The following is an 18,944-nucleotide window of genomic DNA, read 5'->3' on the forward strand; positions in this document are numbered from 1 at the left end:
GCTACGGTTTCAATCCCCTCGACGTATCGGAGGCATGAGTGAGCACCACCACGGCGGCGGAGACGGAGATCCCGTCCAGCCGGACAGAGCCGGAGGCGGCCCCGGCCGTGCCGAAGCCGAAGGTGTACGGCTGGGGGCAGGCGCCGGCGCATCTGCGGACGCAGACGCAGCTGGCCGCTGAGCGGCTGAAGCTGGCTCCGGGGCAGAAGCCGGTCGCGTACCTCTACATCCAGCGGCACGGTCAGTTCGATCTGTACGACCCGGCCGATGCGGTGAAGATGAAGCCGCTGGGGTCGTCGACCAAGGCGCAGATGACGGCGCGGCGTACCTGCCCGGAGTGCGGCAAGGTCCGCAAGTACCCGGTGCGCAAGCGGTGTTCGGTCTGCCAGACCAAGGCGTATGAGGCCCAGCGCCGTCGCGAGGCGCGGACGTGCTGGGACTGCCGGACGGTGCGGGAGCGTCCGTTGCCGGTGTCCCACCATCGTTGCCCGGACTGCCGTCGCAAGCAGCTCGACCAGCAGCGCGAGGAGGCGGTCGCCTGGGTCGAGGAGGCCACCGTGTGCGCCGGGGAGGACTGCACGGTGAAGCTGGTGACGAAGAAGGAGGCCCGCGCCCACCAGAAGCAGCAGGGGCTGCAGCGGGGCTGGTGGAGCAGGGCCGCGCACTGGCCGCGCCGGTGCGCGCCGTGCACGGAGGCGGAGGAGCGGCGGCAGGCCGAGCAGCGGGCCCGGTGGGAGGCGGGGGACCAGGCACGTCGCGAGGCGGAGCGCCGGGAGGCGCAGGCCCGGGTGCAGTGGGCGGCGGAAGCCCTCGCCGACCCCGACGTCCTGGTCCTCGACACCGAAACGACCGGACTGGACGATGACGCGCGGATCGTCGAGATCGCGGTGCTGTCGTCCAGAGGCGAGGTACTGCTGGACACGCTGCTGAACCCCGGCGTGCCCATCCCGGTCGACGCATCGCAGATCCACGGCATCACGGATTCCGATGTCGCCTCAGCGAACCGGTTCTCCGACGTCCTCGCGCGGCTCGTCGCGCTGCTCAACGGCAAGCGGGTGCTGATCTACAACAAGGCCTTCGACGTCGGCGTGCTGCGCCACGAACTGACGCTGCACTACCTCGACTGCAGCCCGATCGAGGCAACCGAGGAAAAGGCTGCGGTCTGGGCGCGGGAGCGTGCGGCGGTCTGGCTGGACACGCTGACCGTCGAGGACGTGATGATCCCGTACAGCGACTGGGTGGGGGACTGGAGCGAGTACTGGGGCAACAACCGGTGGCAACCGCTCCAGGGTGGTCACCGGGCGGCGGGCGACTGCCGCGCGGTGCTGGACTGCCTGCGGTCGATGGGGCGCGGCTACGAGACGGTGGCGGCCGGGGACGGCGGCCGAGACGAAGGGGAGGCCGGCTGATGCCGCAGATTCGCCTCATGGGTTCGGACTCTGACGATGTACAGCGCACGGCCGATGCGGTCGTGCGGGCGCTGAGGGCCTGGCCGGAGACCCGCGTGGGGGACGTCTCCAGCCCGGTGCCGAACCGGCGGGGAAGCGGGTGCCGTATCTACATCGAGGTCCTGGCCGACGTCGCCGACCAGGTGGAGGTCACCGTCGAGCGGGAGGCCCAGGAGCAGCCCGTACAGCGCCGGGCGCTGCCTGCCGGGCGAGGGCGTCGGCTGTCGCGCTGAGCGCCTCATCTCCGGTCGAAAATCCCCGCAGGTAACTTCTGGAGATTAGGCGGACTGGTCCGTGGAGCCGAGTTTTCCGGGACTGCCGTTCGGGACGCGGCAATGCGTCTACGAAGCGTTTCGGCCGAAACACTTTCTGGACACCCGTTCGGCCGGACGGGACGTGTGGGCTTGATGGCGGCTAGGGCTCAATCCCCATCTCGCGCAGCACTTCGCGGGCGGCCTCGGTCTGCTGACGGGCGTTCTCCAGCTCGGTGACGAGGGTCCGCATGCGGTCGCGTGCCGTACGGACGGCCTGCTCCAGGGGCTGGGACGGGTCGGGTGGCTCCATCGTGATCGTCAGCGCCACCTCCGCCGCAGCGAGCAGGTGGTGGGCTGACGGGATGGGGACGGGGCCGGCAGCGTCCTCGAAGGGCCGGGCGGCGTCCATGTCGAGCAGCGTGCGGGAGATGCGCGAGCGCATCAGCCACAGCCACGGCATCCCGGCCGGGCAGGGCTTCGCCTCCGCGTCCGGACAGTCGTCAGGCAGGCCGAGGGCACTGTGCAGGCTCTGGGCGTAGCCCTCGTACATCTGCTCCTGGTCGAAGCGATCGGCGCTGGCTGCCGAGGCTTCCACCAACATCAGCAGCATCCCCAACGCCACTGCCCGAGGCAGCCTTTCCGGCTCTGGCGCCCCCAGGGCCCGCAGGCATCCGTAGATCTGCTCCGTGCGCAATACCGGGACCGGTGTGCCGTTTTCCATGCCCGCCATGTATCCAGCGTCCACCCGGTCGCGACCGACGGGAAGACGCGCCCGGGGGCGCATCGTGGCGAAGTGCCCGACTTGTGACCTTGGTTCGACCGAACCGAGGTCGCCCAACTTCGTTTCGACCGAAACAAAGTTGGAGGGGCGGCCCGTACGTCACGTCTCGGGCCCTCATTCAGGGGCCCGTTTCTATAAGAGCCCCGCGAGAGTGCAGGTCAGGGACGGTTATCCGGCGAGGTTGTCGGCGGCCTGGTCCAGCGCGGTCGCGTCGTCGAGCGTGGCGTTGTACCGCGCGGCCTGCTCCGGCGTCCAGTGGCGGCGCCGGTAGGCGAGCAGGCTGGCCAGGTTGACGAAGCGGAAGTTCCCGCGCTGCTCGGCGGCCAGGTGCCCGCCCTCGATGAGTTGCCCGACGGTGTGCGGACTGAGGCAGAGCAGGGACGCGGCCAGCGGCACGGGGACGGTCATCTCCTCCCATGCGCCGGACCACAGCGGCTCGCCGTCCAGTTGCTCCTCGTCCATGGGCCCTCCCCTCGTTGGACGGTCAGCGTCCGCTGGGCACGTTGTGCAGGTACTCCATCCGCTGTTGCGCACTGGTGAGGTGCCGCCGGTCGAGCGCGGGCAGCTGCCGCAGCAGGTTGACCAACTCGGGCCCGCAGTCGCGGGCTTCGGCGGAGTTCTTGATCTGCGTCCAGCAGTAGTGGGCGGACCTCGCGCCGTTGAGCACCTCGGTGGAATCCGGCGCCTGGTGCGCCAGCCGCGTGTGCGTCGCGGCGATCCACAGCTGGGTGGCGAACGTCCACCGGCTCGCGATCCGGGCGAGGTCCGCCCTGATCTCCGCCCACTGGGTGGCCTGGGGCGAGTCGGGGCCGAACTGCTGCATGGTGTGCTGCTCCCAGGCTGCGGCCATCTCGGCGGCCTCGTTGTGCCGTCCGGCCTGCGCGGTCTGCCAGATGTGCGGCCGGGGGTCCTGCTGCTGCGGGACCTGGACCGGCGGGCGGACGGGTGTTGGCTGCTGAACGGGCGTCTGGTGGGCGACGGGAGGCGGGGTCGGGTGCGGGGCCCGCACGGGTTCCTGGGGCTGCTCATGGCGATGCTGGTGACTCGGCTGGGCCGGTCGGACGTCGGTTTGCAGCGGTACGTACGGCTGCTGCCGAACCGGTGCCGGAGCAGAGCGCTCGGCCGGGGCCGGCGGCTGCGGAACCTGGACTGGAGACGGTGACGGATACGCGTACGACGCAGCGGGCGCGGGAGCGGACTGCAGGGCTTCGAGCCCCGGCGCGACTTCCTGGGGCTCGGGCCGTCGGCGGCGCGCGGGCACGGGCAGGACGCTGGTGTCTCCGGCGAGCAGGCGCTGCAGGTTGGACATCGGCGGCCGGGGAACGGGTTGTTCCTCCTCGTCGTCGTACGCCTCGATCTGCGGGGTGGCGGGTAAGACCAGGGCGCCGGGCGGGATGCCGACGGCGGCGATGGTCAGCGCGTGCAGCCGTGGGGCGGTGGGCCGGTCGGGGTTGCGGCGTAGCTGCTCGACGATCTGCCGGGTGTAGGGGCTGACTCCGTCGGTGCCGGAAAACCCGGGCGGGCTGACGGTGCCGTACGTGTCGGCGTTCACCGCCGGAAGCGTGCCCAGCTCCTGCAGTTCGGCCCACGCTCCCTTGTCGGCGACCAGGTCGAGCAGCAGGGTCGTCCATCCGGCCGGGCGGTGCCGCAGCTCGGTGTCGACCCAATCCCAGGGCAGCGCGGTGTAGCGGGTGTTCGAGGCGTTGGTGCCGGTCGAGGCGAGGTGGAAGCGGTGGCCCTTGCGGTCCACGGTCAGCCGTCCGGAGAGGTAGACCAGCAACGGGCCGGGCGTCGCCGCGGCGGTCCGCAGCCGTAACAGCAGCGTGTTCTGGTCGCGAACCCCGTCGAGGTGGACCAGGTCGGCGGGCAGCGTGCTGTTCAGCAACACTGGCACGGGCACCACGGACAGCGCGGCGAGGTTCGCGCTCGGGTGCACCTGGACGGTGCGCCGGTGGACTGCCCGGTCACCTGCGATCAGAAGTACGTGTCCCCGCTCCGCCCCGTTGATCTGCATGTACAGCACCGTACTCACCAACAACGACAACCCCGGCGGGGTTTCCGCCGGGGTTGGTGGTCTCGTTGCGTTTCTTCGGGTGTCAGATGTCGATGTCCAGGTCCTCGTCGATCTCCGGAGCCTCCGGCGCCGGACGGCTGAGGAGGTGTTCGGCGGCCTGGTCGCCCAGGACCTCGCGGGCCCGCTGGTCCCCGATGTCCATGGCCTGCCGGAACAGCGCCTGGTTCTCCGGGGAGTTGCTGAACACGTCGTACTCGGGGTGTTCCTTCCAGAACGCATCGACGGCGGCGTCCCGGGCGTCCAAGGTGGCACGCTCGGCCGGGTCGAAGGGGCTGGGGCTCGCGGGGATCGCGCCGGCGGCCTCGGCGGCGGCCATGACCTCCTCGTCCCATACGCACGCCGCGTACTCCGGGTCGAGGCCCGACTCCGCGATGTACCGCTCGCGCTGGTCCTCGCCGTATCCGGCGGCCGTCAGGGTCTGCTGGTAGGCGTCATGCAGCTGCTCGTGGTCCGCGACGGCCTCGGCGGAGACGGTGACCGGCGCCCACAGGTCCTCGGGCTCCGTCTGCTGGGCCTGGTCGTGCTTCTCGCCGTTCACCGGGTGCTTCCCTCCGGGGTCGTGGTCTGCAGGGCTCGGGGGTACTCGTCCCAGGTCCGGCCCTCCAGCAGGCGTCCGCCGGCCTTCGGGGTGGCTCCGCCCACCTGCTTGAAGAAGAACGGCACGGCGTCCTGCTGGCACCGGTCCCGCAGCTGAATAGCCCAGGCCATGTCCATCGGACGGTGCCCCGGCCCGGACTCGCCTCCGGCGATCACCCAATGAATGCCGTCGAGGTCGAGGCCGTCGAGCGGGCCCAGCAGGGGTTCGCAGCTCAGAAACCGGACGGCGGCCGGGACTTGGCGCAGGTCGTCGACACGGTGCAGCTCGTCGGCGTTCTCGACAGAGACCCCCATCCAGACGTTGGGCGGCCAGTCGAGGCGGTCGGCGAGGCGGGCCAGGCGCCGGGCCCGCTTCGTCAGCACCTGGTAGGTGTGACGCGGGGTGGCGGCCATGACCTCGAAGACCTGCTGGACGAAGTCGACCGGCACGCGCGCGTGGAAGAGGTCGCTCATGCTGTTGACGAAGACGGTCCGCGGCTTCCTCCACTGGTGGGGGATCCGCAGGGCGTCCGGGTGCAGCGTCAGCCCGAAGCCGGGGCCGGACGTCCTGGGGTCTCCGTCGACCTGGTACTTCGCGGAACCCATCGCCTTCAACCGCTTCGCCAGCGTCAGCGCGTAGCAGTTGAGGCATCCCTCGGACACCCGGTCGCACCCGGTGACGGGGTTCCAGGTGGCCTCGGTCCACTCGATGCTGGAGTCCGTGCTCACAGGTCGATCTCCTGCTCGTCGTCCCGCTCGTGGTCCTTGTCGCTGCCAGCGTCGGCCGGGGTCGGCTCGAAATGGCGGGGGTGGTGGGCGTGGTCGAGGGCGCGGGTCGCGAACCCCCGTTCGCCGTCGCCGCGGTGTTCCTTCTCAGCGGCGGAAACCTCCGTGGCGTCGGCCGCAGCCTCCTGCACCAGGTGCTGGGTGTGCGCGGCCTGGTTCTGGTAGGCGCTGATGTCGGCGGCGGTGACCTCCTGGCCGACGGCCGTCTTCTGCTCCAACTCGGTGGCGGTCCGGTCGAGCTGTGCGAGGGCCGGGAGTAACCCGGCGATCTCGTGTTCGCGTTCTGCGGGGCCCTCGGTCTTGGTGTCGCTCATGGTGCTGTCCCTTTCTTCGGGTGTCAGATGTCGATGTCGATGTCGTCGTCGATGTCCGGGTCGACCTCGCCGAAGTGCGGGTCGGTCGGGTCGCCCCGGGTGACCAGGTCCTCGTCTTCGTAGCGGGCAGAGGGGTCGTCCTCGGCGCGGTCGCCGTCGAACCAGGGCTGGGGGTCTCCGGTGTAGCGGGGAGCCCAGACGACGCTGCGGTCGTCGTGCGTGTAGTGGACCTGGGTCTGCCGCTGGATGCCGGCCTCGTCCGTCCAGGTGTGGATCCAGGGCTCGCGCCGTACGGCATCGCTCATGGTGCTGTTCCTTTCTGCTGGTGGGCGGGTGTTCAGAAGCGGGCGCCTCGTCGTCCGGTGCGTTCGGGGGGGGGCTCGTGCGCGCCCGCGGCGATGGCGACCGTCCCGGAGGAGCGCCCTCACAGCTCGATGTCCAAGTCGTCGTCCGGCAGGGGCTCCACGAGGCTCAGATGCCGCTGAGAAGAGGCGGGCTCGGGGGTCGCGGGCCTGGGCTCCGGCTCTTCGGTGCCGGTGGAGCGCAGCGTGACGACCGGAGGAAGGTCAGAGTTCTTCGGGTTGGGCGTGAGCTGCGCTATGACCTCGCCCGCGTAGTAGACCTGGCCGTCCTTGCCGATCCGTACCGGACTGGTTCCGGTGCTCGGCGGGCTCATCGGCTGCTCAGCGACCCGCTGGCCGTCGATGAGGATTCCGCGACTGTCCACGACCACGGTGTGGCCCGCGCCCCGCGCCCATGCCGGCGCCTGCTCGCCGTACAGGACCGGTTCGCGGTCCCTGGTCAGCGCGGCGACGATACGACCGTGGTAGACGACAGCTCCGCCGTCGGTCACTTGGAAGGCGTTGGAGTGGTAGGGGTCGCCCGGCTGCGAGGCCTCGCCCCTGGTGAGGGGACGGCTACTCACTCGCTGCCCGTCGATGCTCAGGCCTCGGGAGTCCACTCGGACTGTGTGGCCGTGCCGGTCCACTGTGAGCGCGGACTCGGCGGCGGTCGGCGTCCGGTCGTCCCAGTCCCGTAGGCGGCCGAGACCGATCCGCTCGTCGTGCTCGAACTGGTGTGACGCCCGCGGGGCCATGTCCCGGTGCAGCTGCGCCCATTCCTGCTCGCTGGCGGGCTGCCCGTACTCCGGCGTGACGTCGGGCCGGGTCGTCTCTGTCCCCGTAGCGAGGAGGTTCCGTTCCTCCGCCGGGTCCTGGCCTTTCATCACCGCTCGCTTTGGCGGTCGGCAGCGGAGGGCTCGTGCGGGCCGTTGTTGGTGGCACGGAGCAGGGCCTCGATGTCGTACTCGTCGTCGACCGGCGAGGATTCCAGGGCGTGGGTGGTGCCGTGTCCAGCTGCTTTGAGCAGGGCGGAGACGTTCAGTTCGTCGCCCGGCGCCACAGCCCTGGCGTCGCGGGCGTCGCTCGCGGCGACCAGGGCGTCAACGGTCCGGCTGATCGCCTCGACCCGGGCCACCTCGGTCCTGTGCTCCCACGTCTTCTCGGCGACGCGGGTCTGGCCCTCGATCAGGGCGACGGTCACCTGGGTGCGGGCGCTGGTCTCCGCCATGACCCGCTCGTGCCGGTGCTCACGCTCAAGGCGGCGGTCGCCGCGCCATAGCGGGGCGCACACGGCGTAGACGGCGGCGGTGCCGAGCAGCCACATCAGGGCTCGAAGTGCGGAGTCCGGGGTCCATGCGGTGATGCCGAGCAGGGCGAGGGTCCCGCCGGCGGCGAACGCAACCCGCGTGGTGTCGCTGTCGCCGTTCTGCTTGGCGGCGGACACGGTCCCGGCGGCGCCCGCGAGGACGGCGAGCAGCCCGCTGATCCACAGCGGCTGGGTGGATCCGTCGGGGAGCTGCTGGTGCCAGCCCCACGCCAGCGCGGTCGCCGCGGTGGTGACCAGGCCGGGGGCGAGGCGGCCGAAGTGCTCCCACAACACCCTGGCGGCCGACTTCACGGGGGGCAGCGGCTCGACGCCCGGCAGATACGGGGTGGTGATCTGGTGTTCGCGGCTGAGCAGGTACTCGGTCGCATTGAAGGGCACGGGCTCGTTCACAGGTGGATCTCCATCTCGTGTTCGGGGGCAGGGGGTTGTCCGTCTGTGGGCCCGGCTGGGGCGGGCTCCGTATCGGTGTGGGCCAGCTCCGGCTCGCGTTCGGCGTGGTGGACCCGCTCGCGGTCGGCGATGGCGGGTTGCAGCGCCTGCTCGGCGTGGCCGACCAGTGCGGTTGGGGCGAGCTGCGGGTGCAGGGAGAGGTCGCGCATGTGGTGGCCGGTGGCGTCGAGCCGGTCAAGAACGGCGGTGCCCAGGACTCGTTCGCCGGTGTACGCGGCGGTTCCGCCCATCCCGTCGCGCGCCAGCTCGTCGAGGACCTGGCCGCTGGGCTGGGCCCCGGGTCGGCGGGCCGTCTCCCACGCGACGGTGACCGTGTCGATCGGCGCGCGCCGGTCGTGCAGCGTGGTCATCGCCTCGTAGACGGCGGCCAGTTGCGGGTCGGAGAAGTCACGCGACTGCAGCCAGCCGTTGACCTCGGGCAGCTGCTCGGGTCGTGACAGCAGGGATGCGACGGTGTCCGCTTCGGCGTGCAGGTCGACCCGGGCCCGCGTGGTGCGCTGCGCGAGCTGGATGGGCTCCTCAGCCGGGGTGTCGAGCAGGTTCCGTACGGTCTCCGGCGCCGTCTTCCAGGCGGCGTCCAGAGCGGCAAGGCGGTTACCGGTGCGCTCGACCTCGGCCAGCGCCCGTACAGCCTGGTCGGCCTCGGCCTGCTGCGCGGTGTTGCGCAGTTCGTTGCCCGCGTGCTCGACGGACCGGTGGATCGCCGACTCCACCGTCATCCCGCCGTACAGCGGCGCGGTGCGCGGGTCGGGGCAGGCTCTGGCTAGCTGCGAGATCCGCGCCGGGGGCAGGCACTGGCGTAGCCCCTGGTCCTCGATCTGGGCCACGGCCGCGGAGACGGCCGACAGCACCTCTTTGCTGGGCACGTTGCGGAAGTCGGTGTTCTGCAAGGTCGTCCACAGCGCTCCCAGGTCTGGGCTGGAGAACGCGCCGGCGGGCACCCACCGCATCCCCGGCAGCGCCTCGGGACGGAAGAGCATCGCCCCGAGCAGCGCTTCCTCGGCCCGCCGCGTCATCCGGTTCACCGGACCGCTCCCGGCTCGTACCGCTGCAGCGGCGACGTCTTCGCCAGATACAGCGGGTGGCGGGGGTGGCCGTCCTTGGTGGTGCCCAGCGCCCACAGCCGGGCGCCGTGCCCGGTGAGCGCCTCCTCGGCGGTGGCGGCCCGCTGGAGCGCCCCCCACGTTCCCCACCCGAGGGTGATGTCGCGGGCCGTCTCGGCGAGCAGCTGCAGCACGTCGTCGTTGTGCGTGCCGACGGGGTCCGGCAGCGCGGCGAGGTCGGACGGGTTGGTGCACCGCGCGGCGAACAGGTTGGCTACCAGCAGCCCGCCGTGGCCTTCCCTGCGGGCGAAGCCGATCAGGCGGCGAACTGTGGGGTCGTCCTGGTCGGCGGTGGCTATCGACGGGTTGAGGAGCACGAACACGGTGTGCGTGCCGCCGGGCTCCCAGGTCCGGGTCAGGGCGTAGCGGTGGGCGTGCCCGGCGCCGAACACGGCGGTGCCGGCGGTGTGCTGCTGGTGGGTCAGCCCGCGGTCGGCTGCCCACTCCTGGATCTGCTCGGGCAGCGTCACGGCGTCACCTCCGCCGCGTCTGCCCGCTCGGCGAGGACGCGCGCGTGGCACGGCTCGCCCTCGGGGCACCAGCAGCCCAGCCGCTGGCCCTTGAGCTTGGGCAGCTCGCGGGCGACCAGCTCCGGGTTCGCGTCGAGCCACTTCTCGTACTTGGCGACGACTTCCTCGGCGGTGCCGTGCGTGCCGAGGACGTACTTGTTGGAGAGCAGGTGACCGGCGAGGCACCAGCCGCCCCGGAACATCGGGCGTCCGACGTAGACGACGTCCTTGATCTCCGGGTCGTCGCGACGCCCCTTGAGGCACACCACGGTGGTCGGCCCGGCGGCCGGAGTCGCGGGTGTCTCACGTCCGTCGTCGTGCTGCTCCGGGTGCTCGGCGAGCAGGTCGAGGCCCAGCTGCAGCCCGCCCTTCATCTCCGGGTTGAAGCGCTTGGCGGCGGTCATGCCAGCACCGCCTGCACGCGCGTGGCGAGCCACCGGGCGGAGGTGGGAGGGAACGCATTGCCGATCTGACGGTTGATCTCGGTGGACGTCCCGGCGAACGTGTGGGAGTCGGGGAAGCCCTGCCCTCTGGCCTTCTCCCTGTTGGTGAACATCCGCACGCGGGTCTCGGCGAGCGACGTGCCGGCGGGCTCCACGTACATGTGGTGGTTGCCCTCGGCCGTGAAAGCGGGCGCTGCCTCGTCCAGGCTCTGCACGGTGCTGTGGTTGCGCAGGATGACCAGGAACGGCTTGCCCTCGTACTTCCGCAGCCCCAGCTCGACCTTGTGGCGGGTCGTCTCGGCGTACGGGCGGAACTTCTTGCCGGGTTTGCCGTCGCCGAAGCGGCGGGTCGGCGCGGACAGATCGAGGACATCGCCGATCGGCCGGGTCAGCGGGACGACCTCACGGTGACCACAGCGGCGGTTCGGGCAGATGTAGCGGTACCCCTCGCCGTACGTCGCGGTCTTCCGCATCCGGGGGCGGGCCCACTGCTGCATCGCCCGGACGTCGCCGCAGTGCGCGCACACGGCCCGGGGACGGGGCCGCAGGTCCGGGCGCGGCAGGCCCTTGCGGGCGAGGATGAACGCGATGCGGTGGCGGTGCTGCGGCGGCGCGTTGAAGCCCTCGCCGTCGAGGTGGGCGGCGTCGAAGGACACCAGGGTGGCGGTCTTGCCCAGGGTGTCGAAGATGCGCAGCCAGTCGTCGAAGAGTTTCCAGCGGGTCGCGAACCCGGGGACGTTCTCTCCGGCGACGACGTCGTACCGGCCGCACTCCTCAGCGCGGACCAGGTCGAACGCGGTGGCGCGGGTCTGGGACCAGTCGGCTGGCCGGGCCTTGATGTCGTCCTGCTCGACCGTGTCGTCGGCCTCCTCGACGGCGTCGTCGAGGGTGGCCAGTTGCGGCGCGCTGTTCCCGCCCGCCGGCGCGGACTCCTTGCAGATGGGCGAGCCGACCAGCACGCGGGCGTACGGCAGCTGCCGCATGTTGAGGGTGTGGATGTTCTCGCACAGGGCCCGCACGCCACGGAAGTTCTGCTTGATGGTGTCGACTGCGGGCTGTGCGTGGTTGGCACCGGTCACAGGGCGGAACCCGGCGGCGCGGAAGCCTTCCAGATCTCCCCCGCCTCCGGCGAACAGGTGGTTGGTGGTCGGCGCGCTCATTCCTCGCCCTCCCACTCGCGGTCGTCGGCGAGGGCGGCGGCGGTGGCGTCGTCCAGCTGCATGCGGACCGTCTCCAGCAACTCGGCCTTCGGGGTCCACAGCTGCAGGCGGCCCTTCCAGGGCACCGGGAGCGGCAACGCGGTCACGGAGTCAAGGGCCCAGTGGTAGTGGCCGGTCGCGGACCACGGGGTGCACTCCCCGTCGTCCGCGTGGCATCCGGTGATCCGGGCGACCGCGATGACGGCGCCTAGATCGAGCTGCAGGCCACGTACGACGGAGGCCAGCGGCGGGTGCTGGCGGGCGTACCGGTCGATGGCCTGCGAGCTGTGAATCAGGACGGCGCCACGGTGCGACGTCGGCCACGTACGGTTCTCGATCCGCTTGTCTGCGTAGGTGATGGCGGCTGCCCACGGCTGGCGGACGCTCAGGGCGCGGATCATCAGCTGATCACCGCCGCGATGGACCGGGCGAAGCTGCTGAGCAGTAGGACGATGACGACGCCGGTGATGATCGAGCCCCGGCCCGTCGCGGTGATGACCTTGACCAGGTGCAGCTGCATCTTCACCGTGACGCCGATGACCGTGAGGACGTACGTGAGGAAGGCAGCGCCGACGACGTTGCCCAACCCCCCGCCGGCGTGCAGCGTGATGACAGCGACCAGAAGGCCCAGAAGCGTGGCCAGGAAGGCGGTCAGCTGCTCACGGGTCGCGTTCACAGGTTGATCTCCATCTCGTTGTCGAGCTCGGCGGGCGCGACGACGGTGAAGGCGTCTCGGTCGAGGTCGAAGTGGACGTGTGCTTCGGGGTGTTCGGCGGCGCGCTGTTCTCCGGCGATCCACTCGGCGCGGTCATTGGCGCGCGAGGACTCGGCGGGGAAGGTGTCCAGGACGGTGCGCTCCCGTCCACGGCAGGACGTGCACATGGGGATGCCCTCCAAGAGGCAAGCGAGGAGCGGGCCGCCCTCGGTCGAGAGCGGCCCGCAGGGTCCTACTGGTGGCCCGGGAACACGGGCACGGCGTGCGGCCCGCTGGGGTGCGGCCGGCCGGACTGCTGGCTGCCGCCCCGGCCGTGCTCGTGAGGGCTCGGCGTCGGGCGCTGCGGCAGCGGCTGCTGGCCGCTCATCAGCGGCCACTTCCGTTGGAGGAGCGCTTGTTGACGTCGGCGAGCTTCTTGGACAGGTCCTCGCGCTCGGCGTCGGTCAGGTGCGTCAGGAACATGGCGGTCACCTGGCCAGCGCGGAGACAGCACCGGGCCGGGGGGCGCCGGTGGGGATACGGGCCGGCATGTCGTCGTCGCCCGTCGCGGCCTTCGCCGCGCACTTGCAGTCGACCGTGACGATCTGACCGTCCCGGCGCACCATGACCGTCTGGAAGTCGCGGCAAGCGCGGCAGGACGGGCCGATCTTCCCGACGACCGCGAGTCGCGGTCCGTCGATCAGCGGAGCGGCGGGGTTTCCCTCGGGCGACAGGCGCAGTGCAGCCTTGTCGTCCACGTTGATGGCGAAGCCGGTGAACCGGCTGACAGAATTGAGCACGAGATCCCTCTCATCCAGGGGTTTCCGTGTCCGGAAGGCGTTTGCTCGCCTGTCCGGGTGTTGAGGCCAGGACCTGCAAGTCCTGGTTGGAGAGGGGTTCTGGGGCCTGCAAGCCCCGGGGCCCCTCTCGCACTTCTATTAACCTCCCCCCGAGCCAGAATGTCAACATCCGTGGATTCATCATTTCTGGCATGTTGGCAAACTTGGATGTTGGCATTACAGTTGCCGAGCAAGCACGGAAGCCATGAAGTCAACGAGAGGGCCATAGGGTGCTCGGAACACTGGAACGACCCGCCACAGGAGCCAACGTGCCGCAGCAGGAAGAACCCCAGCCACAGACGTCCGAGGAGTCGGAGGAGCGCGTCAACTTCAGCGCCCGCGTCCGGGCTTCGGTGCGTAAGAGGGCGAGGCTCTACGCGGCCGAGAACGACGTGAGCCTGCAGGACCTTATGGACCTCGCGCTGGACGACTACCTCACTCGGCACAACGCATGAAAAACGCCCCAGCGGTGGGCTATCACCGCTGAGGCTCGACGCAAGATTTGGAGTTGACTCGATGCGCCACGACCAGGGTACGGGCACCGATCCGTACTGGTCAGCAGCCGAATTCAGTCAGGTGGACTGGCTCGGGACCGCTCGCCGTGTCCTGACGGACACGCCCGCATGGGTCCTCATCGTCACGGGCGCCGTCGTTGCCGTCGCCCTCCTCCTGGTGCAGTACCTGACGGTCCGCAAGATCGTGGCCGACCGGAAGCGGACCGCAGCCGAGCAGCAGCGCGTCCGCGAGACGGAGGGCGCCGAAGCGGCGCAGATGCTCGGAGGCATGGGGCCTGCCGGCCGCGTCGCCCTGGGGGGCGTCCTGGTGAGCCTGTACGGCCTGTGGGGATTCGCGACAGAGACCGCGCAGCTCCCGTTCCTGGTCGCCATCGGCTTCTGCGCGATGTTCGACGTGCTCGAACTCCAGCTGTTCCGGCTGCTCTACCAGACCGCCGACCCGCGCAAGGGCAAGACTCCGCAGTACAACCTCATGCACAGCACCGCCTGGGGCCTGGTGGCAATGAGCGCCACGGCGAACTTTGTGCACGCACCGAATGCGGTCAGCGCCCCGTTCATGGCTCTGATGCCCGCGGCTGCGGCCTGGGTGATCGAGCTGGAACTGCGCAAGCGGATGGCGGGCAGCGAGAAGGTCGAGGAAGACAAGGGCAGCGGTGGACCGATCCGCCTGGTCATCAAGATGTGGCACAAGGGGTGGGCTGCCATCTACGGCGCCGCCGGCGTCGACCCGGGCGAGAAGAACAGTGAGATGGCGCAGAAGGCGCTGGGCCGCAAGGCAGCCAAGCGTGCCTACGAACTGCGCCTGAGCCTGGAGCGTCAGCAGGACCTGGAGAAGCAGATCGACGCTCTCAAGGTCGAGGAGTCCAGCAGGGAGAAGACCCGGCGGCTCGCAGACCTGCAGACAGAGCTGGACACCCTCGCGAAGCGCACCCGGGGCCCGCGCAGGCGTGCCCAGAAGATGCTGATGCGCGGTGACCTCCATGAACCGGCCGCGACGCTCGAACTGCTGCGCCGCATGGCCTGGCTGACGCGTACGGACGACGTGGCACTCCTGACCTACGGGCCGGACAGCAAGGCCAAACAGATCATGGAGGAGCTGAACATCGCGGCGAACGCCGACTTCGTCGAGGCGAGCAACCGGGCGGCGGAGATCGAGGCCCGCGCGGCAGAGGTCGACAAGGCACGCCAGCAGTCGGAGGGAGCCGTCAAGGTGGCCCAGGAGCAGCTTGCGCGGCTGCTCGAAGAGGTCGAGGCCACCAAGAAGAACGCGGCGAACGCGGCCGAGCAGGCGGCCAAGGAAGAGGAAAAGGAGAGGGAGCGGCTACGCCTCCTGCTGGAGGAGCGGGCGCGACTGGAGAGCAGCGACGCCACGACCGGCCAGCTGTACCAGAAGACGGTCAGGGAGCTGGAGCAGACCCGCGAGCAGCTCACCGCCCTCATGGAGGAGCGAGGGAAGCTCACCGACACAACCAGCGGCGCCCGGGAGGAAGTCCTGCGGCTGGAGGGCGTACAGAAGACGCTGGAGGAGCGGCTGGGCACGGTCTCCGAGGAGCGTGACCGACTGACCACAGCAGCGTCCGACGCGCAGCAGGAAGCGCGCGAGGCACGCGAGCAGGTGCTGCGGCTGGAGGAGCGGCTGGCCTCGGTCGAGCGGCTGCAGACCGCCGGTGTCCCGGCACGGGCTCAGCAGTCCGGAGGGCGGGTCGACGCCCGGATCGGCTCCGGCGGAGACACCCGACAGCGCATTCGTGACCTGCTTGCCGAGATGAGCCCCGAGGATCGGGCCCAGTCTCAGCGGAAGCTCGCCGCGCAGCTCATGGACCAGGTCGGCCTCGGCCTGGACGCGGTCCGCAACCACCTGCGGGCCATCGACCAGGAAGACGAAGAGTCGGGCGTGCCCAATCCCCGCGCGGAGCGGGACCCGGAAGCGGACTCCGAGGACGGCGAGAGGTGAGCCCGGCCGTCAGCGGAATCTATCCACAGGCCCGGTTCCGCAGGATGAGCGGACCGGCGACCACGACCGGCGGGAAGGGCGTCATCGGACCGCGCTTGCTCGACGGGAGCGCGATCTCGGAGGTGTCCGGCCTGGCGGGCAATCTGCCCAGGTCATCCCGCCTGACGGGAGGCTGCGCTACCGAGCGCAGTAGGTCCGTAACGATCGGCAATAACCATGCCGCACTTGTCAGTGCAGCGACGTATACAGACAGGAGTGGCCCCGGTGGTGCGTGAAGAGCTTGGCGGCTACTGCACCACCGGGGACCCGAAGGAAAGGACCTTCGTGAAGGACAACAGTAAGGCCAGCATCCACCCCGACGACTCCACCTCGACCGAACAGGAGCAGGCCCGTCAGGGCCCGCTGTTCAACGAAACGCGCGCCTGGCGCGGCTCGGGCGTACGGGTCACCGCCCTCGCCGTGCCCACCACGTTCATCGCGGCCGAGGAGGTCACACCCACTGACAGTTCCTCCGGCGTGGGAGACATCCTCGGCACGCTCTTCGGCGCCCTGGGCGACGGCTTCGCCGCGCAGCCTCTCCTGGCGACCGGCATGACGGTCGGCCTGGCCGGCGCGGGCTACATGTACCTGAAGACGAACATGGACTTCGGCCGGGAGAGCGACGGGTTCGCGGGCAGGAAGCGGCTCAAGAAACAGATGTCGCGCCGCGAGCTGGTCAAGAAGCGCAAGATCCTGCGGCCCAGCCTCAAGGACGTGCCCGCGCGGAAGGTGCCGACCAACGCGGTCGGCTTCTACATCGGCAAGTGCCGCAAGACCGGCATGCACCTGTACGCGGCGATCGAGGAGTCCTCCCTGATGCTCGCCCCGATGGGCGCGGGCAAGACGGCCAAGCTCGGCAACTGGCTGCTGGACGCCCCGGGCGCGGTGCTGGCGACCAGCACGAAGTACGACATCGTCGAACTGACCGAAGCCATCCGGGCCCGGGTCGGCAACATCCTGATCTGGAACCCGGAGACCCTGGACGACCGGCCCTCGAACATCGCGTGGGACCCGGTCATCGGCTGCTCCGACCCGAACCTCGGCATCGAGCGCTCCAAGCGGCGGGCCAAGGCCCTGCTGGAAGGCAGCGACTTCACGAAGGGCATGGAGAACCGGAACTTCTGGACCTCCAGCTCGTACCGGGTACTCAAGGCGTTCATGTGGGCGGCCGACGCGGAAGGGCTGAGCCTGATCGACGTGGCCCGGTGGTCGAAACAGCCGCACCGCTACGAAGCGATCGAGATCTTCAAGAAGCACTCGGACACCGCGCCCCGCGGCTGGCAGGACGATCTGGAGCAGCAGCAGAAGGTGGACGGCAAGACCACAACGCTGGAGAACGTGTTCGGGACGTTGAGCCAGACGTTCATGTTCCTCGACTCGCCGGACATCCAGCACGTGATCCTGTCGGCTCACCGCCCGCACGCGCAGTTCGACGTCGAGGTGTACCTGCGCTCGCGGGACACGCTCTACATGCTCGGCAACGACTCCGACGTCGGAGGCATGGGTCCGCTGTTCACCTGCCTCACCAGCGAGGTCTACGCGGGAGCCCGGACCATGGCCTCCCGGATGCGTGGCGGCCGGCTGGACCCGCCGATGACGTTCGTCCTGGACGAAGCGGCCCTCATCTGCGCTGTGCCGCTGCAGCGTTGGACCGCTGACAGCCGGGGCATCGGCATCACGATCCACGCGGTCTTCCAGTCGCCCGCGCAGATCTACGAGCGGTACGGGAAGTACGCCTACCAGACCATTTGGGAGAACTGCGTCAAGCTCATCCTCGGCGGCCTGAGCAACGTCGAGCACCTGGAGGACCTCTCGAAGTTGGCCGGCAAGAAGCGGATCAAGCAGGAGAGCCAGTCCGAGTCCAACTCGGGGGGCCTGAACGCCACCTCGAACCGCTCCTCGTCCTACACCTGGGTGGAGAAGCCGACCCTGGAGATCTCCGACATCATGTACCTCGACCCGGGCGAGATCCTGATGTTCCGCAAGTACCTCGGCGGTCCGGTCATCGCGACCTACACGCCGGTGTGGGAGCGCAAGGACGTCAAGAACGTTGTGCGGGACAATGAGCGGGCGGCCAAGGCCGAACTCAAAGCGCGCAAGCGCAAGTTCGCCACAGTGCCGGCGGCCCCGGAAGCCAGCCCGTGGGACACCGCTCCGGCCCCGAACGTGTGGGGGCCTCAGTCCGATGAGCCCTGGGCTCCGCCCGCCCCGGCGGCTGAGGCCAGCCCGTGGACGTCGGACCCGGCGGCCAGCGGCTGGAGCAGCGGCGGTTTCCCCGGCCCGCGTGAGCACCTGCGGGTCGTGTCCGGCGAGGTAGTCGAACCGACGGCGCCTCAGCCGCTGCCGGAGCGGCCCTCGTTCGAGCCGACCGCGCACCTGGTGCCGGAGCAGCCCGCCGCCGTCGAGGAGCCCGCGGTGAAGGCACCGCCCGAGCAGCTGCGTGACACCGGTACGACCGGACCGACCCGGCGGCGGCGCAGCGCTGACGAGATGGGCGACTTCTGATGAAGCTGGATCCTTCGGAGATGCTCCTCGCGCTGGCCCGGGACCTCTCCGAGACCCGGACCACCCTCACCTCCGGTATGGAGAACGTCGTCGGGCGCCTGACGGCGTTGGAGGGTGCGGAGTACGACGACGCCATTGCGGGGCTGCGGAAGTTGCTCGGCAATGTCGTCGAATCGGTCGAGAAGCTGCAGGCCAAGGATGAAGAGGAGGAGCCGGAGGGACCGGGCACGGCGCCGGACTGGACCAACCTCGACAAGGAGCAGTGCCGGGAACTGTGGGACTGGCTGCTGCTCTGGTGCGGGAAGATCCTGCTGCCGGTCTACGCACGGGACGTGTGGCGGCCGTGCTGGTTCCGTCACCAGCAGCTGCGGATCCAGCTGACGTGGCTGTGCGCCTACTGGCACTGGTCGTATGAGAAGACGGCCCCGCCGACGCGGGCGGCCGAGTGGCACATCCGGTGGTGGCCGGCCATCGAGAAGTTCATGAAGGACGAACTCAAGGAGTGCGGCTTCGTCAGCGACAGCTTGCGCGAGCCGCTCCACGAGATCCCGCAGCACGGGGACGACGCGCTCGAATACGAGGATTTCGCCGACCACGGGCTGACGGCCTGGGTGGACGCGGACGTTGCCCGGCGCCCGGACCCGGAGAAGAAGCGCAGTAAGAACGGCCCGGCTGACTGACCGGACATGCAGAGAGGGGGGGGGGGCCGCCCTTGGGGTGGGGGCCCCCCAGAGGTGGGCGGGGGGGGGGGCGGGGGGGGGGTGGGAGGGGCGGGGGGGTGGGGGGGGGTTTG

At 70.1% G+C, this 18,944-nt stretch carries 24 protein-coding genes; 6 read left to right on the forward strand and 18 right to left on the reverse strand.

Going from position 1 to position 18,944, the window contains the following annotated elements; all coding sequences use genetic code 11:
- Nucleotides 1–38: 38 nt before the first annotated feature.
- Both ACIPC1_RS39670 and ACIPC1_RS39675 read left to right on the forward strand, forming a co-directional pair.
- Nucleotides 39–1,409, forward strand: coding sequence for an exonuclease domain-containing protein (locus tag ACIPC1_RS39670; RefSeq protein ID WP_402526533.1), 1,371 nt, complete (start codon nt 39–41; stop codon nt 1,407–1,409).
- A 17-nt stretch (nt 1,410–1,426) separates the two neighbouring features.
- Nucleotides 1,427–1,681: a hypothetical protein gene (locus tag ACIPC1_RS39675; protein WP_402526535.1), complete on the forward strand. Its 255-nt coding sequence runs from the start codon at nt 1,427–1,429 to the stop codon at nt 1,679–1,681.
- A gap of 181 nt (nt 1,682–1,862) precedes the next feature.
- Here the strand turns inward: ACIPC1_RS39675 and ACIPC1_RS39680 are convergent, their stop codons facing one another.
- From ACIPC1_RS39680 to ACIPC1_RS39765, 18 genes are all read right to left on the reverse strand, one after another.
- Nucleotides 1,863–2,432 carry a hypothetical protein gene (locus tag ACIPC1_RS39680; protein ID WP_402526537.1) on the reverse strand — a complete coding sequence of 190 codons (570 nt, stop codon included), beginning with the start codon at nt 2,430–2,432 and terminating at the stop codon, nt 1,863–1,865.
- 219 nt (nt 2,433–2,651) lie between these two features.
- On the reverse strand, nt 2,652–2,945 hold the full coding sequence (locus ACIPC1_RS39685) for a hypothetical protein (RefSeq protein ID WP_402526539.1): 294 nt from the start codon (nt 2,943–2,945) through the stop codon (nt 2,652–2,654).
- Between the two features lie 22 nt (nt 2,946–2,967).
- Entirely contained in the window at nt 2,968–4,497 is a 1,530-nt protein-coding gene (locus tag ACIPC1_RS39690; RefSeq protein WP_402526541.1) for a hypothetical protein, read from the reverse strand.
- An 82-nt stretch (nt 4,498–4,579) separates the two neighbouring features.
- Nucleotides 4,580–5,095 (reverse strand): hypothetical protein, encoded by a 516-nt coding sequence (locus ACIPC1_RS39695; RefSeq protein ID WP_402526543.1) that lies wholly within the window; start codon nt 5,093–5,095, stop codon nt 4,580–4,582.
- The gene (locus ACIPC1_RS39700) at nt 5,092–5,862 is read right to left on the reverse strand and encodes a DUF5131 family protein (protein ID WP_402526545.1); all 771 of its coding nucleotides are present in this window, start codon (nt 5,860–5,862) and stop codon (nt 5,092–5,094) included. Before ACIPC1_RS39700 ends, ACIPC1_RS39695 begins: the two co-directional genes overlap by 4 nt.
- The gene (locus ACIPC1_RS39705; RefSeq protein ID WP_402526547.1) at nt 5,859–6,233 is read right to left on the reverse strand and encodes a hypothetical protein; all 375 of its coding nucleotides are present in this window, start codon (nt 6,231–6,233) and stop codon (nt 5,859–5,861) included. The genes ACIPC1_RS39700 and ACIPC1_RS39705 overlap by 4 nt, the downstream gene beginning before the upstream one ends.
- A 23-nt stretch (nt 6,234–6,256) precedes the next feature.
- The gene (locus ACIPC1_RS39710; protein ID WP_402526550.1) at nt 6,257–6,538 is read right to left on the reverse strand and encodes a hypothetical protein; all 282 of its coding nucleotides are present in this window, start codon (nt 6,536–6,538) and stop codon (nt 6,257–6,259) included.
- Between the two features lie 119 nt (nt 6,539–6,657).
- Complete coding sequence (locus ACIPC1_RS39715; protein ID WP_402526552.1) at nt 6,658–7,458, reverse strand: hypothetical protein; 801 nt, start codon at nt 7,456–7,458, stop codon at nt 6,658–6,660.
- Entirely contained in the window at nt 7,458–8,291 is an 834-nt protein-coding gene (locus tag ACIPC1_RS39720) for a hypothetical protein (protein WP_402526554.1), read from the reverse strand. The genes ACIPC1_RS39715 and ACIPC1_RS39720 overlap by 1 nt, the downstream gene beginning before the upstream one ends.
- Nucleotides 8,288–9,367, reverse strand: a complete 1,080-nt coding sequence (locus ACIPC1_RS39725) for a DnaB-like helicase N-terminal domain-containing protein (RefSeq protein WP_402526587.1) — start codon at nt 9,365–9,367, stop codon at nt 8,288–8,290. The genes ACIPC1_RS39720 and ACIPC1_RS39725 overlap by 4 nt, the downstream gene beginning before the upstream one ends.
- A 5-nt stretch (nt 9,368–9,372) precedes the next feature.
- Nucleotides 9,373–9,924 (reverse strand): DUF1643 domain-containing protein, encoded by a 552-nt coding sequence (locus ACIPC1_RS39730; protein WP_402526556.1) that lies wholly within the window; start codon nt 9,922–9,924, stop codon nt 9,373–9,375.
- Complete coding sequence (locus ACIPC1_RS39735) at nt 9,921–10,367, reverse strand: DUF4326 domain-containing protein (protein WP_402526558.1); 447 nt, start codon at nt 10,365–10,367, stop codon at nt 9,921–9,923. Before ACIPC1_RS39735 ends, ACIPC1_RS39730 begins: the two co-directional genes overlap by 4 nt.
- A complete protein-coding gene (locus ACIPC1_RS39740) occupies nt 10,364–11,566 on the reverse strand; it encodes a DNA cytosine methyltransferase (RefSeq protein WP_402526560.1) in 1,203 nt (400 codons plus the stop codon). The genes ACIPC1_RS39735 and ACIPC1_RS39740 overlap by 4 nt, the downstream gene beginning before the upstream one ends.
- Nucleotides 11,563–12,006 carry a hypothetical protein gene (locus ACIPC1_RS39745; RefSeq protein ID WP_402526562.1) on the reverse strand — a complete coding sequence of 148 codons (444 nt, stop codon included), beginning with the start codon at nt 12,004–12,006 and terminating at the stop codon, nt 11,563–11,565. Before ACIPC1_RS39745 ends, ACIPC1_RS39740 begins: the two co-directional genes overlap by 4 nt.
- The gene (locus ACIPC1_RS39750; RefSeq protein WP_402526565.1) at nt 12,006–12,281 is read right to left on the reverse strand and encodes a hypothetical protein; all 276 of its coding nucleotides are present in this window, start codon (nt 12,279–12,281) and stop codon (nt 12,006–12,008) included. The genes ACIPC1_RS39745 and ACIPC1_RS39750 overlap by 1 nt, the downstream gene beginning before the upstream one ends.
- Complete coding sequence (locus ACIPC1_RS39755) at nt 12,278–12,487, reverse strand: hypothetical protein (protein ID WP_402526568.1); 210 nt, start codon at nt 12,485–12,487, stop codon at nt 12,278–12,280. The genes ACIPC1_RS39750 and ACIPC1_RS39755 overlap by 4 nt, the downstream gene beginning before the upstream one ends.
- Nucleotides 12,488–12,552: 65 nt before the next feature.
- The gene (locus ACIPC1_RS39760; RefSeq protein ID WP_402526570.1) at nt 12,553–12,687 is read right to left on the reverse strand and encodes a hypothetical protein; all 135 of its coding nucleotides are present in this window, start codon (nt 12,685–12,687) and stop codon (nt 12,553–12,555) included.
- 100 nt (nt 12,688–12,787) lie between these two features.
- Entirely contained in the window at nt 12,788–13,099 is a 312-nt protein-coding gene (locus ACIPC1_RS39765; RefSeq protein WP_402526572.1) for a hypothetical protein, read from the reverse strand.
- Between the two features lie 308 nt (nt 13,100–13,407).
- Here ACIPC1_RS39765 and ACIPC1_RS39770 point away from each other — a divergent pair, with 308 nt between their 5' ends.
- The 4 genes from ACIPC1_RS39770 (at nt 13,408) to ACIPC1_RS39785 (ending at nt 18,831) form a co-directional block, all read left to right on the forward strand.
- A complete protein-coding gene (locus tag ACIPC1_RS39770; RefSeq protein WP_402526574.1) occupies nt 13,408–13,593 on the forward strand; it encodes a hypothetical protein in 186 nt (61 codons plus the stop codon).
- Between the two features lie 61 nt (nt 13,594–13,654).
- Nucleotides 13,655–15,607 carry a hypothetical protein gene (locus tag ACIPC1_RS39775; protein WP_402526577.1) on the forward strand — a complete coding sequence of 651 codons (1,953 nt, stop codon included), beginning with the start codon at nt 13,655–13,657 and terminating at the stop codon, nt 15,605–15,607.
- A 267-nt stretch (nt 15,608–15,874) separates the two neighbouring features.
- On the forward strand, nt 15,875–18,151 hold the full coding sequence (locus ACIPC1_RS39780) for a TraM recognition domain-containing protein (protein ID WP_402526580.1): 2,277 nt from the start codon (nt 15,875–15,877) through the stop codon (nt 18,149–18,151).
- On the forward strand, nt 18,151–18,831 hold the full coding sequence (locus ACIPC1_RS39785) for a hypothetical protein (RefSeq protein ID WP_402526582.1): 681 nt from the start codon (nt 18,151–18,153) through the stop codon (nt 18,829–18,831). The genes ACIPC1_RS39780 and ACIPC1_RS39785 overlap by 1 nt, the downstream gene beginning before the upstream one ends.
- The last annotated feature ends 113 nt before the right edge of the window (nt 18,832–18,944 follow it).

The organism is Streptomyces sp. NPDC087263 (assembly GCF_044744645.1).
Classification (GTDB): Bacteria; Actinomycetota; Actinomycetes; order Streptomycetales; family Streptomycetaceae; genus Streptomyces.